The sequence below is a fragment of the Bacteroides sp. 14(A) genome, from assembly GCF_000526555.1.
Classification (GTDB): Bacteria; Bacteroidota; Bacteroidia; order Bacteroidales; family Bacteroidaceae; genus Bacteroides; species Bacteroides cellulosilyticus.
The window spans coordinates 2,132,879-2,149,368 of the sequence record NZ_JAGH01000002.1 but is presented as its reverse complement, the minus strand read 5'-3'; the positions used below and the strand labels follow the sequence as shown (position 1 = coordinate 2,149,368).

Genomic DNA, 16,490 nt, shown 5'->3' with positions numbered 1-16,490 from the left:
TCAATTTATTAATTCGTTGCTGTTGATAATTTAGGCCATCCCGGATTCTGCTCAAGTGCCGGATTCATCAGAATCTCTGCCGTAGCGAGCGGAAACAGGTAGTGTTTTTTCTCAAATACCATACGGTCGCCCACATTAACAATGGTATAAAAACCACCATCTTTACCTTTGGTCACATCATACCCCTGGATATATTCATTGCAGACATCTTCGGCTATTCTCCAACGACGAATATCAAAGAAACGGAAATCCTCGTATGCCAGTTCAACACGGCGTTCATGACGAATTTTCTCACGCATCTGGTCTTGAGTAAGATTAGAAGGTAAATCGGGCATACCAACACGGGATCGTATGGCATTAATTGCACTATAAACATCCGATGTAGGTCCAGTATATTCATTCATTGCTTCAGCATAGTTGAGAAGAATTTCATTATAGCGGAAAATATGTATGATATTCTTACGCACGTTACGTGTCTCTGCTGTCACATCATTATACAAGGGGTCTATGTATTTTTGCAAACACATACCTGTTCGCTGACTCTGCAATTCAGAGGCTTTTCCACCTGCCCATGGTTCAAATCCATAAGCATCATACGTGGCATTAGGAGCCTGAATAGTTGCCTTAAAACGTGGATCTCTATCTTTACCATTAGCATTATTCTGCATGTCATAACCGCTCTCTTCATCCATCGGCATCTTACCACTGGGATACATTTCGAATTCTAAAGCAAGCTGGTAGCTAGGATTTACCCAGTTCCAACCGCCAGACTGACGATTGTTCCAAGGAATCTTGACTCCGCCCCAGTTTTCTTTCTCATAAGCGATCCAAACAGACTCCTTCCCCACGATGAAGTATCTGTTTATGAAACGGCGATAGTAGTTTTCCCAACTATCCGGTTCCGCAGTATCCACATTACTCAAATCCAACCCATAATATTGACTTCTCTGTTCCATGACGAAACGACAGGCATCAGCAGCCAGTTTCCATCTGTTCTTATCATAGTTTCCATAATACTGGGTAGTCGTATAACTCGGTAACACAGGACTGTCTGTGTTAAATAGAGGACTAGCCGCAGTCAATCTCAATCTTGCGATTGCCGCATAACAAGCCGCATCGGTAGCACGACCTACATCAGCCGACGAACAAACAGCCGGAAGGCCTTTTGCAGCCTCAGCCAATTCATTACAAACCCATTCTACAGAATTCTCAAATGTTTCCCGAGGTTGATTCGTCAATGAAGAGTAATCATTGGGATCAACAGAATGATCTAATATAATAACACCTCCAAAACGTCTGATAAGTTCTGAATAGAAAAAAGCACGTAAGAACTTGGCTTCTGCCATCATTCGAGCTTTGTCAGCTTCGTCACCTGTAGCGCGATACAAGTTTTCCATAAACAAGTTTGCTTTTCTGATTCTCTTGTAAGTGTTATTCCAAAAGCTTACAGTAGGAGGATCTGTCTCTGCATCATCTCCTGCACCTCTGTTATCATCCGCTGTCCAAGAACCACTTTGGAATTTCTGGGTCCACAAGTTATAACCAGCAATACCGTCATCACATGCCATAGCATAAGGTATATTGCGCGTACTGATATTATAAGCAGCTCCTCGTACCTCAGAATAGAGGTTATTCAGAACCTTTCGTGCCGACCGCACACTTTCAAAAGCCTTCTCTACGGTGATATCATCGCTATCCGGCTTATCCAGATATCCTTCGCACGCCCACAAAAGTGGCGATATAAGGATTAACAGTAGATAATTTATCTTTTTCATTTCGATTCCATTTTTAAAATGTTACTTTAACTCCAAAATTAATAACTCGCATCAGAGGATATCTGGCATTCGTATTTTCAGGGTCATACACCGGAACATGATCCCAAGTAAGCAGGTTAGTTCCGTTGACATAGAAACGAGCATTTTCTGCTCCTATGACACTCACCCAATTTTCAGGAAGACGATAACCGACCTCTAGATTTTTCAGACGCAAGTAATTACCGTTATTTTGCCAAAAAGTATTAGTCTGATAGTTATTGTTACCCGGTCTGGAATAAGAGATTCTCGGCAAACTTGCATCACGATTCTCCGGTGTCCAGCGGTCTAGCCATTGAACAATAGGCGTACTTCTTTCGTTGTTAAACGGAATATTTGTCGAAGTCTGGAAATTATAAGTTACATTGGCAGCGCCCTGGAACAGACAGCTGAAATCAAAACGTTTATAATTAAAGCCAAACTTGAAACTGTAGAACATTTCTGGAACATCCGTAAAACCAATCGGATAGCGGTCATTAGTATCAATAACTCCATCACCGTTAACATCCATATATTTGATATCACCAGGATAAAGGGGAACTCCAAATTGTGACGGACTCTCCAATATTTCTTCTTCGGACTGGAACAATCCTAAAGCTACATATCCGAAAGGTTGTCCTACACGACGTCCGGTAGCATACAAATAGTCATATGCCTGTGGAGATTCAGGTTTCTCAATAATCTTGTTACGGGCAAAAGAATAGTTACCTCCAACAAAATACTCTATATCCTTTCCAATTCTACCACGCCATGTTGCATCAAACTCAAGACCTTTGTTTTCTACAATTCCGGCATTAGCCTGAATAGCTGGGCCACCATAAGTACCCGGAACGATATCTACATTAGTGAGGATGTTTGATCTTCTTTCATAAAATACATCAGCAGTCAACTCTAACTGGCTTCGGAACAAACGAGTATCAACACCAAAATTAAACTTCTTAGCTTTTTCCCATGTCAAACTTTCGTTACCGGTACGTTTTTCATTAACACCACCGCCTCCGCCTGTCGGATTAGGATAACCAAACTGACCATCATCAGCACTCTGCCAAAGACTCAAATAAAGAAAACGGTCTCCACCAATCTGGTCGTTACCAACAAGACCGTAAGAAGCTCTCAACTTCAGATAATCCACTACACTAGTGTTGAAGAAACTCTCTTCAGACACTACCCAACCCAAAGAGAAAGCAGGGAAGAAGCCAAAACGATGTCCAGGAGCAAAGTTCTCAGAACCATTATATCCGATATTTACTTCACCCAAATATTTATTCTTATAGCTATAGGTGGCACGTCCCACAAGCCCTAAACGACGATAAGGTAAACGTGTCAATGCATCACCTTTTTTCACATATTCCTGAGCATTAAACAATACAAGACCACTAACTTCATGATCACCAAACGTATTATTATAATTGATAGAAGGCTCAAATACATATTGACTATTATACACACTTAATTCATCTCCAAAGCCTAATGCACTAGCAAAGGCCTTATGCGTATAGGAACCATCCGAATTAAACAGGAACATATCACTTGTTTTTCCATACTTCTTGACATATACATTGTTAAAATCGAATGAGAAATCAACATTGACAGAAAGTCCCTTCACCAACTTAGATAGGTCAGCTTTCATACCTACTGTAGCCTGAACCGCCGTTTCCTTTTCATCAGCATATCCGGTGTCTGTCAGATAAGCCAGCGCATTAAGACTTGTCGTCTCAAAAACTCCCCACGAACCATCTGGATTACGAATAGGAGAAATGTCAGGATTGGCAATCTTGATACGGTCAAAAATAGTATTCACATCACCACCGGGAGATGGACGGTGTTTGTCACCTATCACACCAGCCAAGTTCAGCTTTGCAGAAAAAATACTGCTCAACTGGAAATCGAGGTTACTTCTGAAATTATATTTGGTATATTTCACATTTGTACTATAATTTTCATTATAATTGCCATGTTTAAATAAACCACCCTGCATCAGGATATTAGCACCAACGAAATATTTCACTTTCTCCGAACCGCCCGTAATATTCACATTATATTGTTGCATTAAAGCCGATTTTTTCAGACACTCTTCTGCCCAATCCACATTCGGATACAAAAATTCATTGGTACCGTACCTAAAAGCATTAATTTGTTCCTGTGTATATTTAGGAGACATACCATCATTGACTAAAGCTTCGTTGACCAATACTGCCATGTTATAGGAATCTACCATTTCCGGCATAGAAGTCGGAGACTGTATACCTGCATCGGCTGAGAATGTAACAGTAGCTTTACCCACTTTACCACGTTTGGTAGTTACAAGTACCACACCATTAGCACCACGTACACCATACACAGCTGTAGCTGAAGCATCTTTCAAAATACTGATTGATTCAATCTCTGAAACATCCATCATACGAATATCACGATCCACACCATCCACCAAAATCAGTGGACTTTGGTTAGAACCAAAAGTACTGATACCACGGATATACATATTAGCCATATCACTACCCGGCTCACCGGAGCGCTGTACTGTAATCATGCCTGGCAGTCTTCCCGCAAGTGCATTCGAAACATTTGATACCGGACTTTGCGTAAGTTCCTTTGTGGAAACTTGTGCAATAGCACCTACAACTGATGCTTTTTTCTGTTGTCCGTATCCAACAATTACAACTTCATCCAACATTCTTTCATCCGGTGCAAGAGCAACTCTAAAGAAATTATCACTACTCTTTATTACCTGTTTGAAAGTTTGGTAACTTACGTAAGAGACAACCAAGGTATCCCCCACATTCACATTAGTCAACTTGAATAAGCCATCAAGATCTGTTATGGCAGAAGATTTCTTATCCGAAGTATATACAGTTGCACCTGTCAAAGGCTGATCGGTCTCATCTAACACCAAACCCTGGATAGTCTTCACCTGTGCTTGGGCAATACCAGTAATAAGCAGCAACATGCCTATCCACGTAAGCCGCATTAATTTTCCTGTAGTATGCGATAGTGTTTTCATAGTTTATTTATCTATTTTCTTAAAAACAATCTTCTTAAAATTACAACCACCTGCCGGAAAGTCTACTCTCAACTTATGTGTTCCTTGCGTAAGGGCAACAATGACAGCGGGTGCCGGAATATAAGTATCCCAATTAGCAGAATTTTCTGGTCCGGTCTGACCTTCCACAGAAGTTTCATCATCAATAGTAATAGTGAAAGTCTTACCTTTCTCATTGGCAAAGTAAATATACGCCTCATACTCACCATCCTCAAGTACATTAATATCGTATACTCCATAAATAGGTGTACCTTTATTCTCAAAATTTCCAAGGTTACTATTGAAACTCTTCCCATCATTATTACGCTTCACTGTGACTCCTTCATCATAAAGCTCCGTAGCATGAGTCAACATCACTGTTCCAGGAATATTATTATAAGTGAGATATTCATAAGTAGAAATCTCTTTACCACCAGACAGAAGTGTCACTTTTACGGGCTCAAGCCATGATCCCTGTGTTTTGTCACCATCCAACCACAGCGGTTGGTCATTATCTACCGGCATAGTTTGTGAGTAAACCTCGGGAAGTGGCGATACTTCGCTCCTGTATTCTTGACCGAAATATGTAATGACATATCCATCAACAGCCGAGATTATAGGATCTTTATGAATCTGAACAGTTTCCGTGTCACCATCATCAAATCCGTCAATAGTCACTACCGCCGCATTAGCCATAGTCTCCGCCGCATCAGAAGTGTTTCCAGAGTAGTCTACCGCATAAACTTTTAAAGGCTGACTTAAATTACCATATATAGTACCATAAGTAGTCTCGGCATCCACTGTAATCGTTTCAGTACCCAATGCAATAATAAACTTTTCAATGTCATTGTCTTCAGGACTTTCCCACACCACAAAAGCCGTATTATCTCCAAGTTTATACCCAACCAGATTAACCACTACACCTGGTTTTATATTATCTGCCACAAAAGGTTTAGCACTGATAGTGGCTCCATAAGAAAGTTGTTCCTGCAAACTTTCTGTTTTCACTAAAAAAGTATACTTTTCATAATTAGTCAGCCCCGTGAAAGTAACTTCATTAGCTGTACCTGGTAATACTTTTTCTTCACCGGTGTTCTGATTCGTTACATGAACAGCTTTCAAGGTATTTTCTACTGCTGCATCCCACGTCAACGAAATTTGTCCATCACCACCTTTAGCAGATAACATGTTAACATCATTGGGTGGAATAAATTCAAATTGATCCGGAACCGGAGTTACTGGAAACTTATTTTCGTCACATGACTGCATGACAAAACTAAGAGATACCAGAGGCAGAATTCCCCAAATAGTTTTCTTTATAATTCTGCCAATTTTTGCTTGTTCTTCTAATAAAATATTCATGATATAATGTATTAAATAAAGGCTATAAAAAACTCTATTCTCTCATATCTGTATCAAACGTATCTCTTTATGGGCTCATAAGTATTGGTATTAAAAGGTTATTATTTATTATACATATGTTGCGCAAAAATGTTAAAAGCAAAAGTATTTCCACAAGATTAATTAAAAGCGGAAATCACTCTTAATTGAGTATTAAAAAACAGTTAATTTCCATATTAACCGTTTTTTCCTATTAATTATCTCATAAGATCATTAATCATATTAACAAGCAGTTTCCCAGCAATCGGATCCGTCTCTGCTTTTTCGGTACACATGGTTGAAACAGTAGCAATTCCTCTTCCATCTTTAATCTGAATCAGTGTAAAACCTCTCATTGAATTAATCCGATTTATCCGATCTTCCGGAGTACCACCATCAATGTAAGCATGGATTTTCATCTGACCAGCCAACTCAGTCAGATTTTCATTACGATTCACATGAAGAGTAGCATTACAAGCGGTAGGAATCTCACGTTTGTTATTATTAAAATAGCGTAACTCTAACACACCAATGCCATCAAATACGGGGGCATCATTGCGCTCCATATTAACTATATCGCCTTCCGTCGGCATTGTCCAGCCGGTAATATGTTCGGGATAAATGATCTTGGCAGCTTCTTTACTATTCAACAAAAGAAGCTTACCGCCTTTTGCCTGATAGCCACGAAGAAGTTCTTTTTCTTCATTCGTACAGTTCGTCAAACCGGAAATGACACAAAGATCAGCCTTTTGTTTAGAATTAACAGCTTCTCTTACAGATGATACAGTCTGGTAATTAATCCTCAAGAAATCAAAAACTGCTTTTGTACCATCGTTATCCAATAATACAATCTTCTTGTTTCCCGCTACCTGACCGATATTCCATTTTTTGTCAGCTAATAACAGATTATATTCATTTTCAGAAACCGGCAGGCCATTTTCTGTCAACTTCAAAACCAGCTTTGCATTTACCTTATTTGAAGGCAACTTAGCGGGTAACTGAATATTAGGTTCAATATAGCATCGCCCATAATGCTTCACAGCCGGAAGCTCTTCATCCCCCCAAACTAATTTCTTTCCTGTTTCATCCTGTATCTCCCATCTCAATAAAGTGGATTTCAGATCTGTACCATCCTCACGATCGTTTACGACATAAATACGTGTCGGCAATTTCTCACCACCATAAAGATTGCGTCCCCACAATTCTGCACTGACCAATATTGATTGCAAAGCACGTTTCAATGCATAATATGTAGGATACGGCTCTATCTTTTGATAATCGTATACTTGCCGGAACCATGTCAACAATGCAAAATGCATGATACCTGAGGCCTGGTCATTGGAACGGCGAAGCGCCTCAGCTAATTCCCCGGTAATAAATGCCTGTACATTAAGGAATGATTGTGGATTAGAGAAATCATAACATTCATATCCAATCAGTGATTGTGGATTCTGATGAATCAATTGATAAGAACGCGTAGGATGTCCGGTTTCATTATTCGGATATCCGGTTGACATTTCCTGACTGATAAGCGGACGATCAACCATCTTAAACCTTTTCTGAAATTCTCCGTTGAAAAAACGGAAAAGTGAATAATCATACCAGTTATAGTAAGCGTGCATATCATCAATGTCACCATCATCTATAGTATTCATAAAGTCCGCACCATACTTTTCTTTCTTACCTTTTGCCTGATAGTTAGAATCAAAACAAATAGGACGTGTAGGATCAATGCGACGCATTTCTTTCACTACATCCGAAATCACACGGTACTTTTCTTTGGCACGTTCCAAATCATTGTCATTGTCGTAGAACTTCATCTCATTATTCACAGTCCAGAAGAGTAGTGAAGGATGATTACGATATTTTTTCAGCAAACTAAGAAATTCTTCTTTCCACATCTCTATCAGTTTTGCATCAGGCAAGGGAGTAGAGTGTATCATCAACCAAGGCCAGGTGCCTTCAAAACTAACACCGATACCATTCTTATCAGCTGCTCCCATCCAGAGTTTATTCCACGGAGTAGTATGGGTACGAGTGACATCTATGTTGCCAGCCTTCATCAATTGCATGAAAGTATTAGCCAGGTTCAAGTCATTCGGGGCAAGAGCAAACGGAATATGATTACCACCACGCAACCAATAACGATTTCCGTTCAGAAAAAACAAACCTTCTTTCACTTCAAAAGTGCGGAAACCGGAAGTCTCCGTCAGGCAATCCAATTCGTGACCTTTTGCAGCAACCAAACGGAAACGAAAATCATACAAATTAGGATGCTGAGGAGTCCAAAGACGGGGTTTCAACCCATTTATGTTATAAGTGAACATCTTTTCTTCGTCAGCATTCAACACCAGTTTTTGCAGAGAAAGCTTACTATAAAGTAGCGAACCAGTTTCTTTATCTACAATATCAGTATAGAGATTAAATTGATTCTTTTTAGTACCATGATTTTTCACTGTCAAATCAAACGTAGCTCCGTCCAAACTCGGTTTAATAAATACATTTTCCACTTTCAACGGGCTGGTAATCGTCAGTTTCACCGGTTGCCAAATACCGGCAGGCTCGTCACCATAAAAACCATGGGCTATATCTTTCAAAAGATTACTCTTCGCTGATACTTTCCCATCTTCCTTTTCACTCTCACGAACAGAAGAATAGAAGAAATCAATTGCAGCACTACCAGATTCAGAAGCACTGCCATCTGTTTTACTGACCACTTTCACCACAACCAGATTTTTACCGGACTTCAACAGTTTACTTCCATCAACCTGTATTTCACCAAACATACCGATATGTGAACCGGCAAGTTCTCCATTAATATAAATTTCCGCAACCTTTGAAACAGCATCAAAAGTCAACGTCATATTTTTACCCTCAACATTTGCAGGCAATTCTACCCATTGTCTGTACCAAGCTGCTTTAGTTTTTCTATAATCGAATGTATATCCTTCACAACGCACGGTTTCCTGCTGATAATAAGTATCCGAGACACCTTTGGGTTGAGGTCCTGTGGGCGAAGGCATTGTCTCTCCATGTAACCAGATACGGATAGGATTCCAAAAATTTGGAACAGACATCACATGCCAGTTCTTATCATCCGTAGCTACAGAAATCGCTTTATCCTTATCATTCAATTGATATTCGGGCATAAAAAGCCAAGTGCCATCCAAAGATATATCCGTTCGGCTATCCACTAGCTCATTTACCTTAACAGTCCTATAACTGGCACGCTCCTGTTGACGCTTATTCTCTTTCTCCTGAGGAGTTATTATTTTACGATACTCTACCACCTTTACATCTTTCAAGGCATCCTCTTTCATAGGAGTAACAACAAGATCATCAAATTCCGTTTCTATCCAGCCGCCGCCTAAAGTTACCTGACCTGAAGGAGCCAGATTACCATTTTTATCCGTCACATCTATACGAGGTTCTTTCTCATTATTTAAGAAAACACGGATACGGCTTCCACATACTTCCACCTTTATATTATACCATTCTCCCGGTACTGGATGAAACCCAAGCGGACGTACCCCCAGAAACTCATCTGTTCCCATATATCCCAGACGCATCAGATAGATGTCATCCTGCAATCCACCTTTAAGTCCCAGTACATATCGGTCGAAGCGGTTATAAGCGCGGAAACCTGCCCATATTTGTACCTGTTCGGCATCTTTAGGTGCACGAGCCTTAAAAGACATCGTATAGTTTTTCCACTCAGGGTTTCCAAAACAAGAGTAAGCATCTACCGAACGGAACACCCCATCGGTAACAGCACAGTTTCCTCTTCCTACCGTTTTTAGTGTTTCTCCCTGCTTGGAAAAGTCGTTTTTCCATTCAGCCTGTGCATTGCAAGGCAATGATACCAATGTGCATGCAATAATCAGGAATGTAGCATAAAGTTTTTTCATAAATTACTAGAATTTTTGATAGATAACTCTTGCCACAAAAGTACACTGAACAGATTAATAAAGCATAAAAAACAGACTTAATTAGGCATTAAAAAAGCGCTTAATTCTTTCAATTAAACGCTTAATTATAAATAGATTGAGTTATTCGCATAATTTGGAAAGTGGTATCTTATAATCTTCCCCAAGCGATTCACGGTACTCTTTGCAGAAACGGTCATAAACACTTTTAGCAATGCCCTTTTTCCCTTCCAAAAACAAGACTGAGCACTTAGCCGCCAAAGCTTCCTCATTTAAAGGATCATGCAGGAACATAATATCAGTAATACGAAGCACCATTTCACGATCACTTTTCCGATATTCAATATCCAGAAGATTTCTAAGCAAATCAATAGAAAGGCTTGAATAAGCATCCTTAAATTCATCCAACCAGTCAACAATCGTATTGGAGAGTAGCGGACCATATAGCAACAATTCCAATATCTGATTCAAAAGTACTTCATCTTTCTGAGCTCCGTTTTTCTGTAATAGGTCCATACAATGAAGCGCAGTACAATAATCGCAAAATACATTTTCATTCCAACGTATTTTTAAGAATCCACCATCACTTATCACTTCTACATCTCCCACTTCTTCCAGTAATACACGCAGTTTACGTAATGTTACATTCCGATTATTTCTGGCAGCAATCTCATCTTTATCCGACCAGAGCATTTCTGTCATCTTCCGCGTCAAAATACCTTTCTCGTTCTTTTCCGTATAAAGAATCAATAAGACCAAGAGACTTTTCAGACGAGGAGTAAAATTAGAAGTAATATCATTTCCTTCCTTATCTCTCACATTAAATGTTCCTAGCAAAGATATTGCCGAACGACTACGATCGAAATAGTTTTCAATGGGCTTAGCCACAAGTATATTTTCACCCTCTAATTCAGTTCCTCTATTTTCCTGTTTCTTACTCCCCTCCGGCATATCTCCCATAACAGTCGAAACATTTTCTGACAGAGATTTTACCGCCTTATTCCGGGATAACCAGAAATATATAACATATCCAAGCCCCAACAATGCCAATATCCCCACAACAATCCAATACCATGCAAAAGAATCGGCTACAACTTCTTCTTCAACCTGCATAATATCAGATTCACTCATCAACGGAGTATTGATAGAATAGATAGACACATCGTGCGTACGATCTGTCAATATCTTATCCATTACCAAAAAAAGTTTCTGATGAGAAGGCGAAGAATAAAAACTAAAATCACAATCCTGATGAACTACATCATTATGAATTGGTTTAGAAACTTCTGTCCAAACCGTATCTTTCATAGAAACTTTCCATAGAACTCCACCATCTTTCAGTGCAACTGCATAAAAAGAACTATCCGAGGGTTCGAAATACATAGATGAAGCCATTAGCATATAGGCATCTGTCTGTTGCCTCCTCCATACCACACGCGACTTTTTCTTTTTCAAATCAATAGCACAAAGTTCCGTATAGAAATGAGAAACTAATTCTTGCTTACCATATTTATTTCCTCTACCGCCCAAAATATAAAGCTCATCCCCCACCACTGTTATGGCCGACGAATAACGAGGATTCAGTAAAGGTTCATAGTCAATCTTCTCCAATTCACCCGTAGTAAGATCCATACGAAACAGATCATTCTGATATCTGTAAAAACCATACCCTCCAAAAAAATAGAATGATGAATCGGCAGAATTAAAAGTACGAGCATGATTATAATAATTCGGTTCTTCTATATGACGCTCCGCAAGACTCCACCTTTTTGTATCAAAAGAGAAAAAAGACACACACTTTTGGGATAATGAATAAGATAACAATCTATTACTCAATGTGTCATACATCAAATGATCCGTAAATTCCATGGCAGGATATCCTCCCTGTACTTTTATTTCATCTACTATATCTCCATTTTCATCCAGTACTTCCACCATTTCCGGTTTTACCAAATAAAATGAAGCATCCAATGCATTAAAGGCAACATCCAATCTTCCTGATATATTACCCTTATAAATTTGTTTCCACTCTATATGATCATCAATCAGCCAATAAGGAGACTCAGCACGTGCTATCGCTCCCTTCATTTCATCAAAACAAATGTTATTATTGTGTTTCCAAAGTTTCCATTCACAAGTTTGTTCACCGTCCTGCGACACTTTTACATCCTTTATATTCACAGGTGCTACGTCTGCCAGATATTCAGGAGCATGTCCAAACAATGCTCTTACATGTGTTGAACCACTTAAAGGTACCATTATAGTCGTATCCTTTCCATTGTAATTCACAGCGATGGAATTATTATTCATATCCATTCGCAGGGAAACAGGTATCCATTTCTCTCGTTCAATGGGACTATCAACAGTGACCATTCCTTCATTAAATACCAATGCCGGATAATGTCTACGCCCTCCCGCAACAAATGAAAAACGCACTAATTGGTTCGTATTCGTATATAAATGCAATATTGATCCAAAGTCGGGTTCATTGTTTCGTACCCACATCTGAAAAGAAATGGTAAACTCATTACTAACGTCGAAAGGTTTGTCATCATTCAGAGTAAGAGAAGTCCTATCAACACTGGGAGCGGAATGAGACTTAAAATAGAGTCCCCCGTTATATACAGAGGCAAATAAATCAGCCCCTGTGAACAGGAAGAGTACAAGCAATATATATCTGCAACAGTTTTTCATATTTCTAGTTCAAGAAGACATGACAAAGGTATAAAAAAAAGATAAAATTAGTAATAAGATTAATAAAAAGTAACCAGTATTCGACAAAATCATCAAAAACGATTCTATTCTCTATACAAAAGTAATTTCAGTTATAATCACTCCGGTATTATGCTAATTATTTGCATAATACCAGAGTGTATAACTGAACCTATTGAAAAACACCTATTCAAAAACTTTGTTTTTTTCCCTTAATCCATTTACCTTTTTCAGTTCACCTCAAATAACAGACCCGGTCCGTATCAAAGCCGTATCTGAGCCGTACAAATCAAGTACAGCCCAGATACCTTAGAGGCGAGATAAACCTATTTTTTATTTTGCTTCGGGATTGATAAACATTACTTTCAGAGAAGAAAGGAATTCATTTCTGTTATCACACCTAAAGTTACCACTGAATTCATTTTTATCTCTTTCTCCTATCTTTATGCTTATCTTATTCCAACCTTGCAACAAAGGCAGTTCTTTATAAGTAGCCTCGTGTCTGTTTTGTGAAGCAGCAGTGTATGCTTTATCATTAATGGCAAGCTGGCATTCTTTAGCTTTCACCACTAACGTAAGTTTCGGCATATTCGGTTCAATCAGCAAATCATCTAAAGGACGCGGACTGAACACATAAATATCCAAAGCCCATCCATCTGCCTTTTTCACTAACTTGTCCTTTGTAGCAACCGGGAATATTAGCTGATTATCACGCAAGAAGAAAACTTCATTTGATTTCACCTCAATCTCATTACAGTCAATACCGGCATTCTTCAGAATTACCCCTAACGTATTATAACCTTTTTCTGAGTTTGTAAACTCTTTCAAAGTACTGATATAGAAGCAGGAAGCATCTTTCCGATATTTCACAAATACAGGAGTAGCTGCTGTACACTCATACTCACTCCGTACCGTACTAGCTGTTTTAAGTTCCTCCGGACGTTTATTCCAAGCTCTCCAATCAGTTTTACAAGCATTCAGCAATACCTCTCCTTCTTCCACTAAAGCGCCTGTCAACGAGTACTCTGAAGCATCAGCTCTTTGAAGTTCACAGAAATAGAAATCTGAATTGTTCAAGCCACGTATCCATGATTTCTGAACTGGCAGGAAAGAAGAACGTTTAAGGTTATCCAGAGCCACCGGAAGAGGCAGAATCTCATTGTACACATTCACAGTCTGAGGTGTTAATCCCCAAATCCATACATCAGCACCCTTAGCAATATTAGCTAACATACTCTTCTTTTCAGCAACAGACAAAGTGTAAGTACCATCTACAATATAGATCATACGTGCAGGTGCAGTAATCTTTGCAGCAAATTTCACGCCTTGTGCATCCAGAATACCTTTCAATTTACTGTCATCTCCGCCTATGAAAATCACTTCTTTATATTTCTCTGCCGGAGTAGCTGTCGGTGCTTCATATTGCTTCTTGTCAATATCAGCATAAGCAGACCAACCAGGATGCCCCGGTGCATTGGCTGCACGCATAGCATCATACATAGGCCACGGATCATACAAAGGCAGACTTGGATCATATCCAGGATTGAATGTAGTACAGTAGGGACCTACACGTTCCGGTTGTACCCCCGGAACACCTTCCTTATATTCTGTGAAGAAGACACCGTCCTTACTTATATCCGGCTGTGTAGTCATGTCCTTTTTACCCAACGGCAGTGGTTTCAAGGCATACCATGCCATATTGAAAACCGTACTGTAAGAAGCTCCCATATTACGCTGGTTAGCAAGGAGGTGGTAGCACTCATTAGCTAATCCTTCCATACGTCCCAACTGTGATTCATAAGCTCTTTCACCATTATACTTAGCAACCTGCTCGGGTGTACCATAGTATGCCATACTATGTTCACCGATTCCCCAAGGTTTACCTATTCCAACCCAATGTTTCATTGAATTCATGTCACCATAGTGACCTACTGTAACCGGCAAGATGCCATCTCCATCATCTTCTCCATCGGCAGAAATCCACGGGCGAGTCGGGTCATTTGCACGAACAATATCCCTCCAGTCTTCCCAGGCTTTCTTCTGCTGAGGCATCAATTCCGGTCTGTTGTAAACATGCAAAATCACTGGTTTATTTTCATTACTGATACTCCAACCAAAGACAGAGGCATGATTACGGTCTCTGAGTACAAAACGTTTCAGATGCTCTTTAGATGCCTCCCAAAAGAGCTCGGAATCCAGTTTCGGCCCCCCATCACTCGCCCAGTTAGCTGTTTCATTCAATACGCAGATACCCATTTCATCAGCTACATCCATATAGAAACGAGGATAAATCTGTGCATGAGGACGGACTGCATTGGCATTCATTCCCTTAATAGCAGTGAACCATGCCCACGCATATCTGCGCGTCATTTGCGGAATACCCATAAAGTGCCAAGAATCACCTCTTAACTGATAAGGCTTACCGTTCAAATACTGTGTAGTACCTTGCAATGTCCATTCACGCCATCCGAAACGCTCATATTTCATATCAAGGGTTTCTTTCTTAGCCTGCAATGAAAGCAATACGGCATAAAGATTCGGCTGTTCAGGAGTCCAGAAATTCAACTCACCGGATACCGGAACCTGCAATACAACTTTGCTCGAAGCATTAGCGGGAATAGCCACCTTTACAGGAGCTACTTTCAAAGCTTCCTGACCAAGTTCCCATGCTGGTACAGGAGCCGAGTTTATATCTGTTCCTGCCAGATTCACCCACTCATTGACTTTACCTTGAATCTGTAAGTCAGCTTTCTTTTCCGTATTATTCTGCACAGTCACTTCCAGTTCAAGCATATTCTTTGAAACCAACGGTTTCACATATACATCTTCCACATGCACTTTGGGCAATGCCAGCAAATATACATCCTGCCAGATACCGGCAATATGATATCCCCACATAGAACCTGCAGGAACAATGCGGCGACCAATCGTAGAATTGTTTTCAAACAAAGACTGGCTGCGAACTCCCACCCATACTTCAGCTGTCTCACCTGCATTCACTTTATCCGTAATATCTACACTGAACGGAAGGAAAATATCAAAATTCTCTCCCACCTTCTCCTTATTAATATAGATTTCAGTATATCCGGATACAGCCTCAAAATAAAGTTTTATCTGTTGACCATCCCAGTCAGCAGGAATCGTTATCATTTTCTTCATCCATGCCATTTTCACTTGCTCCCATTCTTTCGGATAAGACGGGTAATTGCGATGATCGGGACCTTCCACATCTCGGTTGGCAAAAGAATTAATATTCCAGGGAGAAGGTATTTTTATGCGAGTTTTGCTCCAAGCCCCTTCTTTAGGTAACGGCAGTTCCGGTGCTATCCCCTTACCTTGCACGTAACTACCCGGCAAAGCCACAGGTTGGAAGTCCCAGTAACCATTCAGGCAAACTTCTTTCCTATACTCCTTTTCTGTCCTATTTACAAGACCCTCACTTGGTGCAAACGGGAAATTATACACCAATTTACCATCGCTCAATGTGGTCTGCCCCACTGCCTTTCCCGGTAGCAAGAACAAAGCCGTCAACAAGCTTAATAAAATTGCATTTCGTTTCATTTAAGAATACTATTAATTAGGTATTAGACATATTTGTTTTCCTGTTTGCAAAGTAAACGGGGTAGCATTAAAAAGTAAGCC

Annotated in this window: 6 protein-coding genes; all 6 read right to left on the bottom strand. The window is 39.8% G+C overall.

Annotation, left to right across the window (positions count from 1 at the left end; all coding sequences use genetic code 11):
• Positions 1-8: 8 nt before the first annotated feature.
• The 6 genes from K429_RS0115635 to K429_RS0115610 all read right to left on the bottom strand — a co-directional run bounded on the left by K429_RS0115635 (position 9) and on the right by K429_RS0115610 (position 16,409).
• A complete protein-coding gene (locus K429_RS0115635) occupies positions 9-1,775 on the bottom strand; it encodes a RagB/SusD family nutrient uptake outer membrane protein (RefSeq protein WP_007219694.1) in 1,767 nt (588 codons plus the stop codon).
• Between the two features lie 13 nt (positions 1,776-1,788).
• On the bottom strand, positions 1,789-4,812 hold the full coding sequence (locus tag K429_RS0115630; protein WP_007219695.1) for a TonB-dependent receptor: 3,024 nt from the start codon (positions 4,810-4,812) through the stop codon (positions 1,789-1,791).
• Positions 4,813-4,815: 3 nt separating this feature from the next.
• Entirely contained in the window at positions 4,816-6,192 is a 1,377-nt protein-coding gene (locus tag K429_RS0115625) for a hypothetical protein (RefSeq protein WP_007219696.1), read from the bottom strand.
• Positions 6,193-6,428: 236 nt separating this feature from the next.
• A complete protein-coding gene (locus K429_RS0115620) occupies positions 6,429-10,118 on the bottom strand; it encodes a glycoside hydrolase family 2 protein (RefSeq protein ID WP_026367528.1) in 3,690 nt (1,229 codons plus the stop codon).
• Positions 10,119-10,259: 141 nt separating this feature from the next.
• On the bottom strand, positions 10,260-12,830 hold the full coding sequence (locus K429_RS0115615; protein WP_022209342.1) for a hypothetical protein: 2,571 nt from the start codon (positions 12,828-12,830) through the stop codon (positions 10,260-10,262).
• Between the two features lie 351 nt (positions 12,831-13,181).
• Complete coding sequence (locus K429_RS0115610; RefSeq protein WP_026367527.1) at positions 13,182-16,409, bottom strand: glycoside hydrolase family 2 protein; 3,228 nt, start codon at positions 16,407-16,409, stop codon at positions 13,182-13,184.
• Positions 16,410-16,490 lie beyond the last annotated feature (81 nt).

What these genes read in the sequence shown, in the direction of transcription:
- K429_RS0115635 (WP_007219694.1), bottom strand. Translation starts at nt 1,775, where the DNA reads ATGAAAAAGATAAATTATCTACTGTTAATCCTTATATCGCCACTTTTG.
- K429_RS0115630 (WP_007219695.1), bottom strand. Translation starts at nt 4,812, where the DNA reads ATGAAAACACTATCGCATACTACAGGAAAATTAATGCGGCTTACGTGG.
- K429_RS0115625 (WP_007219696.1), bottom strand. Translation starts at nt 6,192, where the DNA reads ATGAATATTTTATTAGAAGAACAAGCAAAAATTGGCAGAATTATAAAG.
- K429_RS0115620 (WP_026367528.1), bottom strand. Translation starts at nt 10,118, where the DNA reads ATGAAAAAACTTTATGCTACATTCCTGATTATTGCATGCACATTGGTA.
- K429_RS0115615 (WP_022209342.1), bottom strand. Translation starts at nt 12,830, where the DNA reads ATGAAAAACTGTTGCAGATATATATTGCTTGTACTCTTCCTGTTCACA.
- K429_RS0115610 (WP_026367527.1), bottom strand. Translation starts at nt 16,409, where the DNA reads ATGAAACGAAATGCAATTTTATTAAGCTTGTTGACGGCTTTGTTCTTG.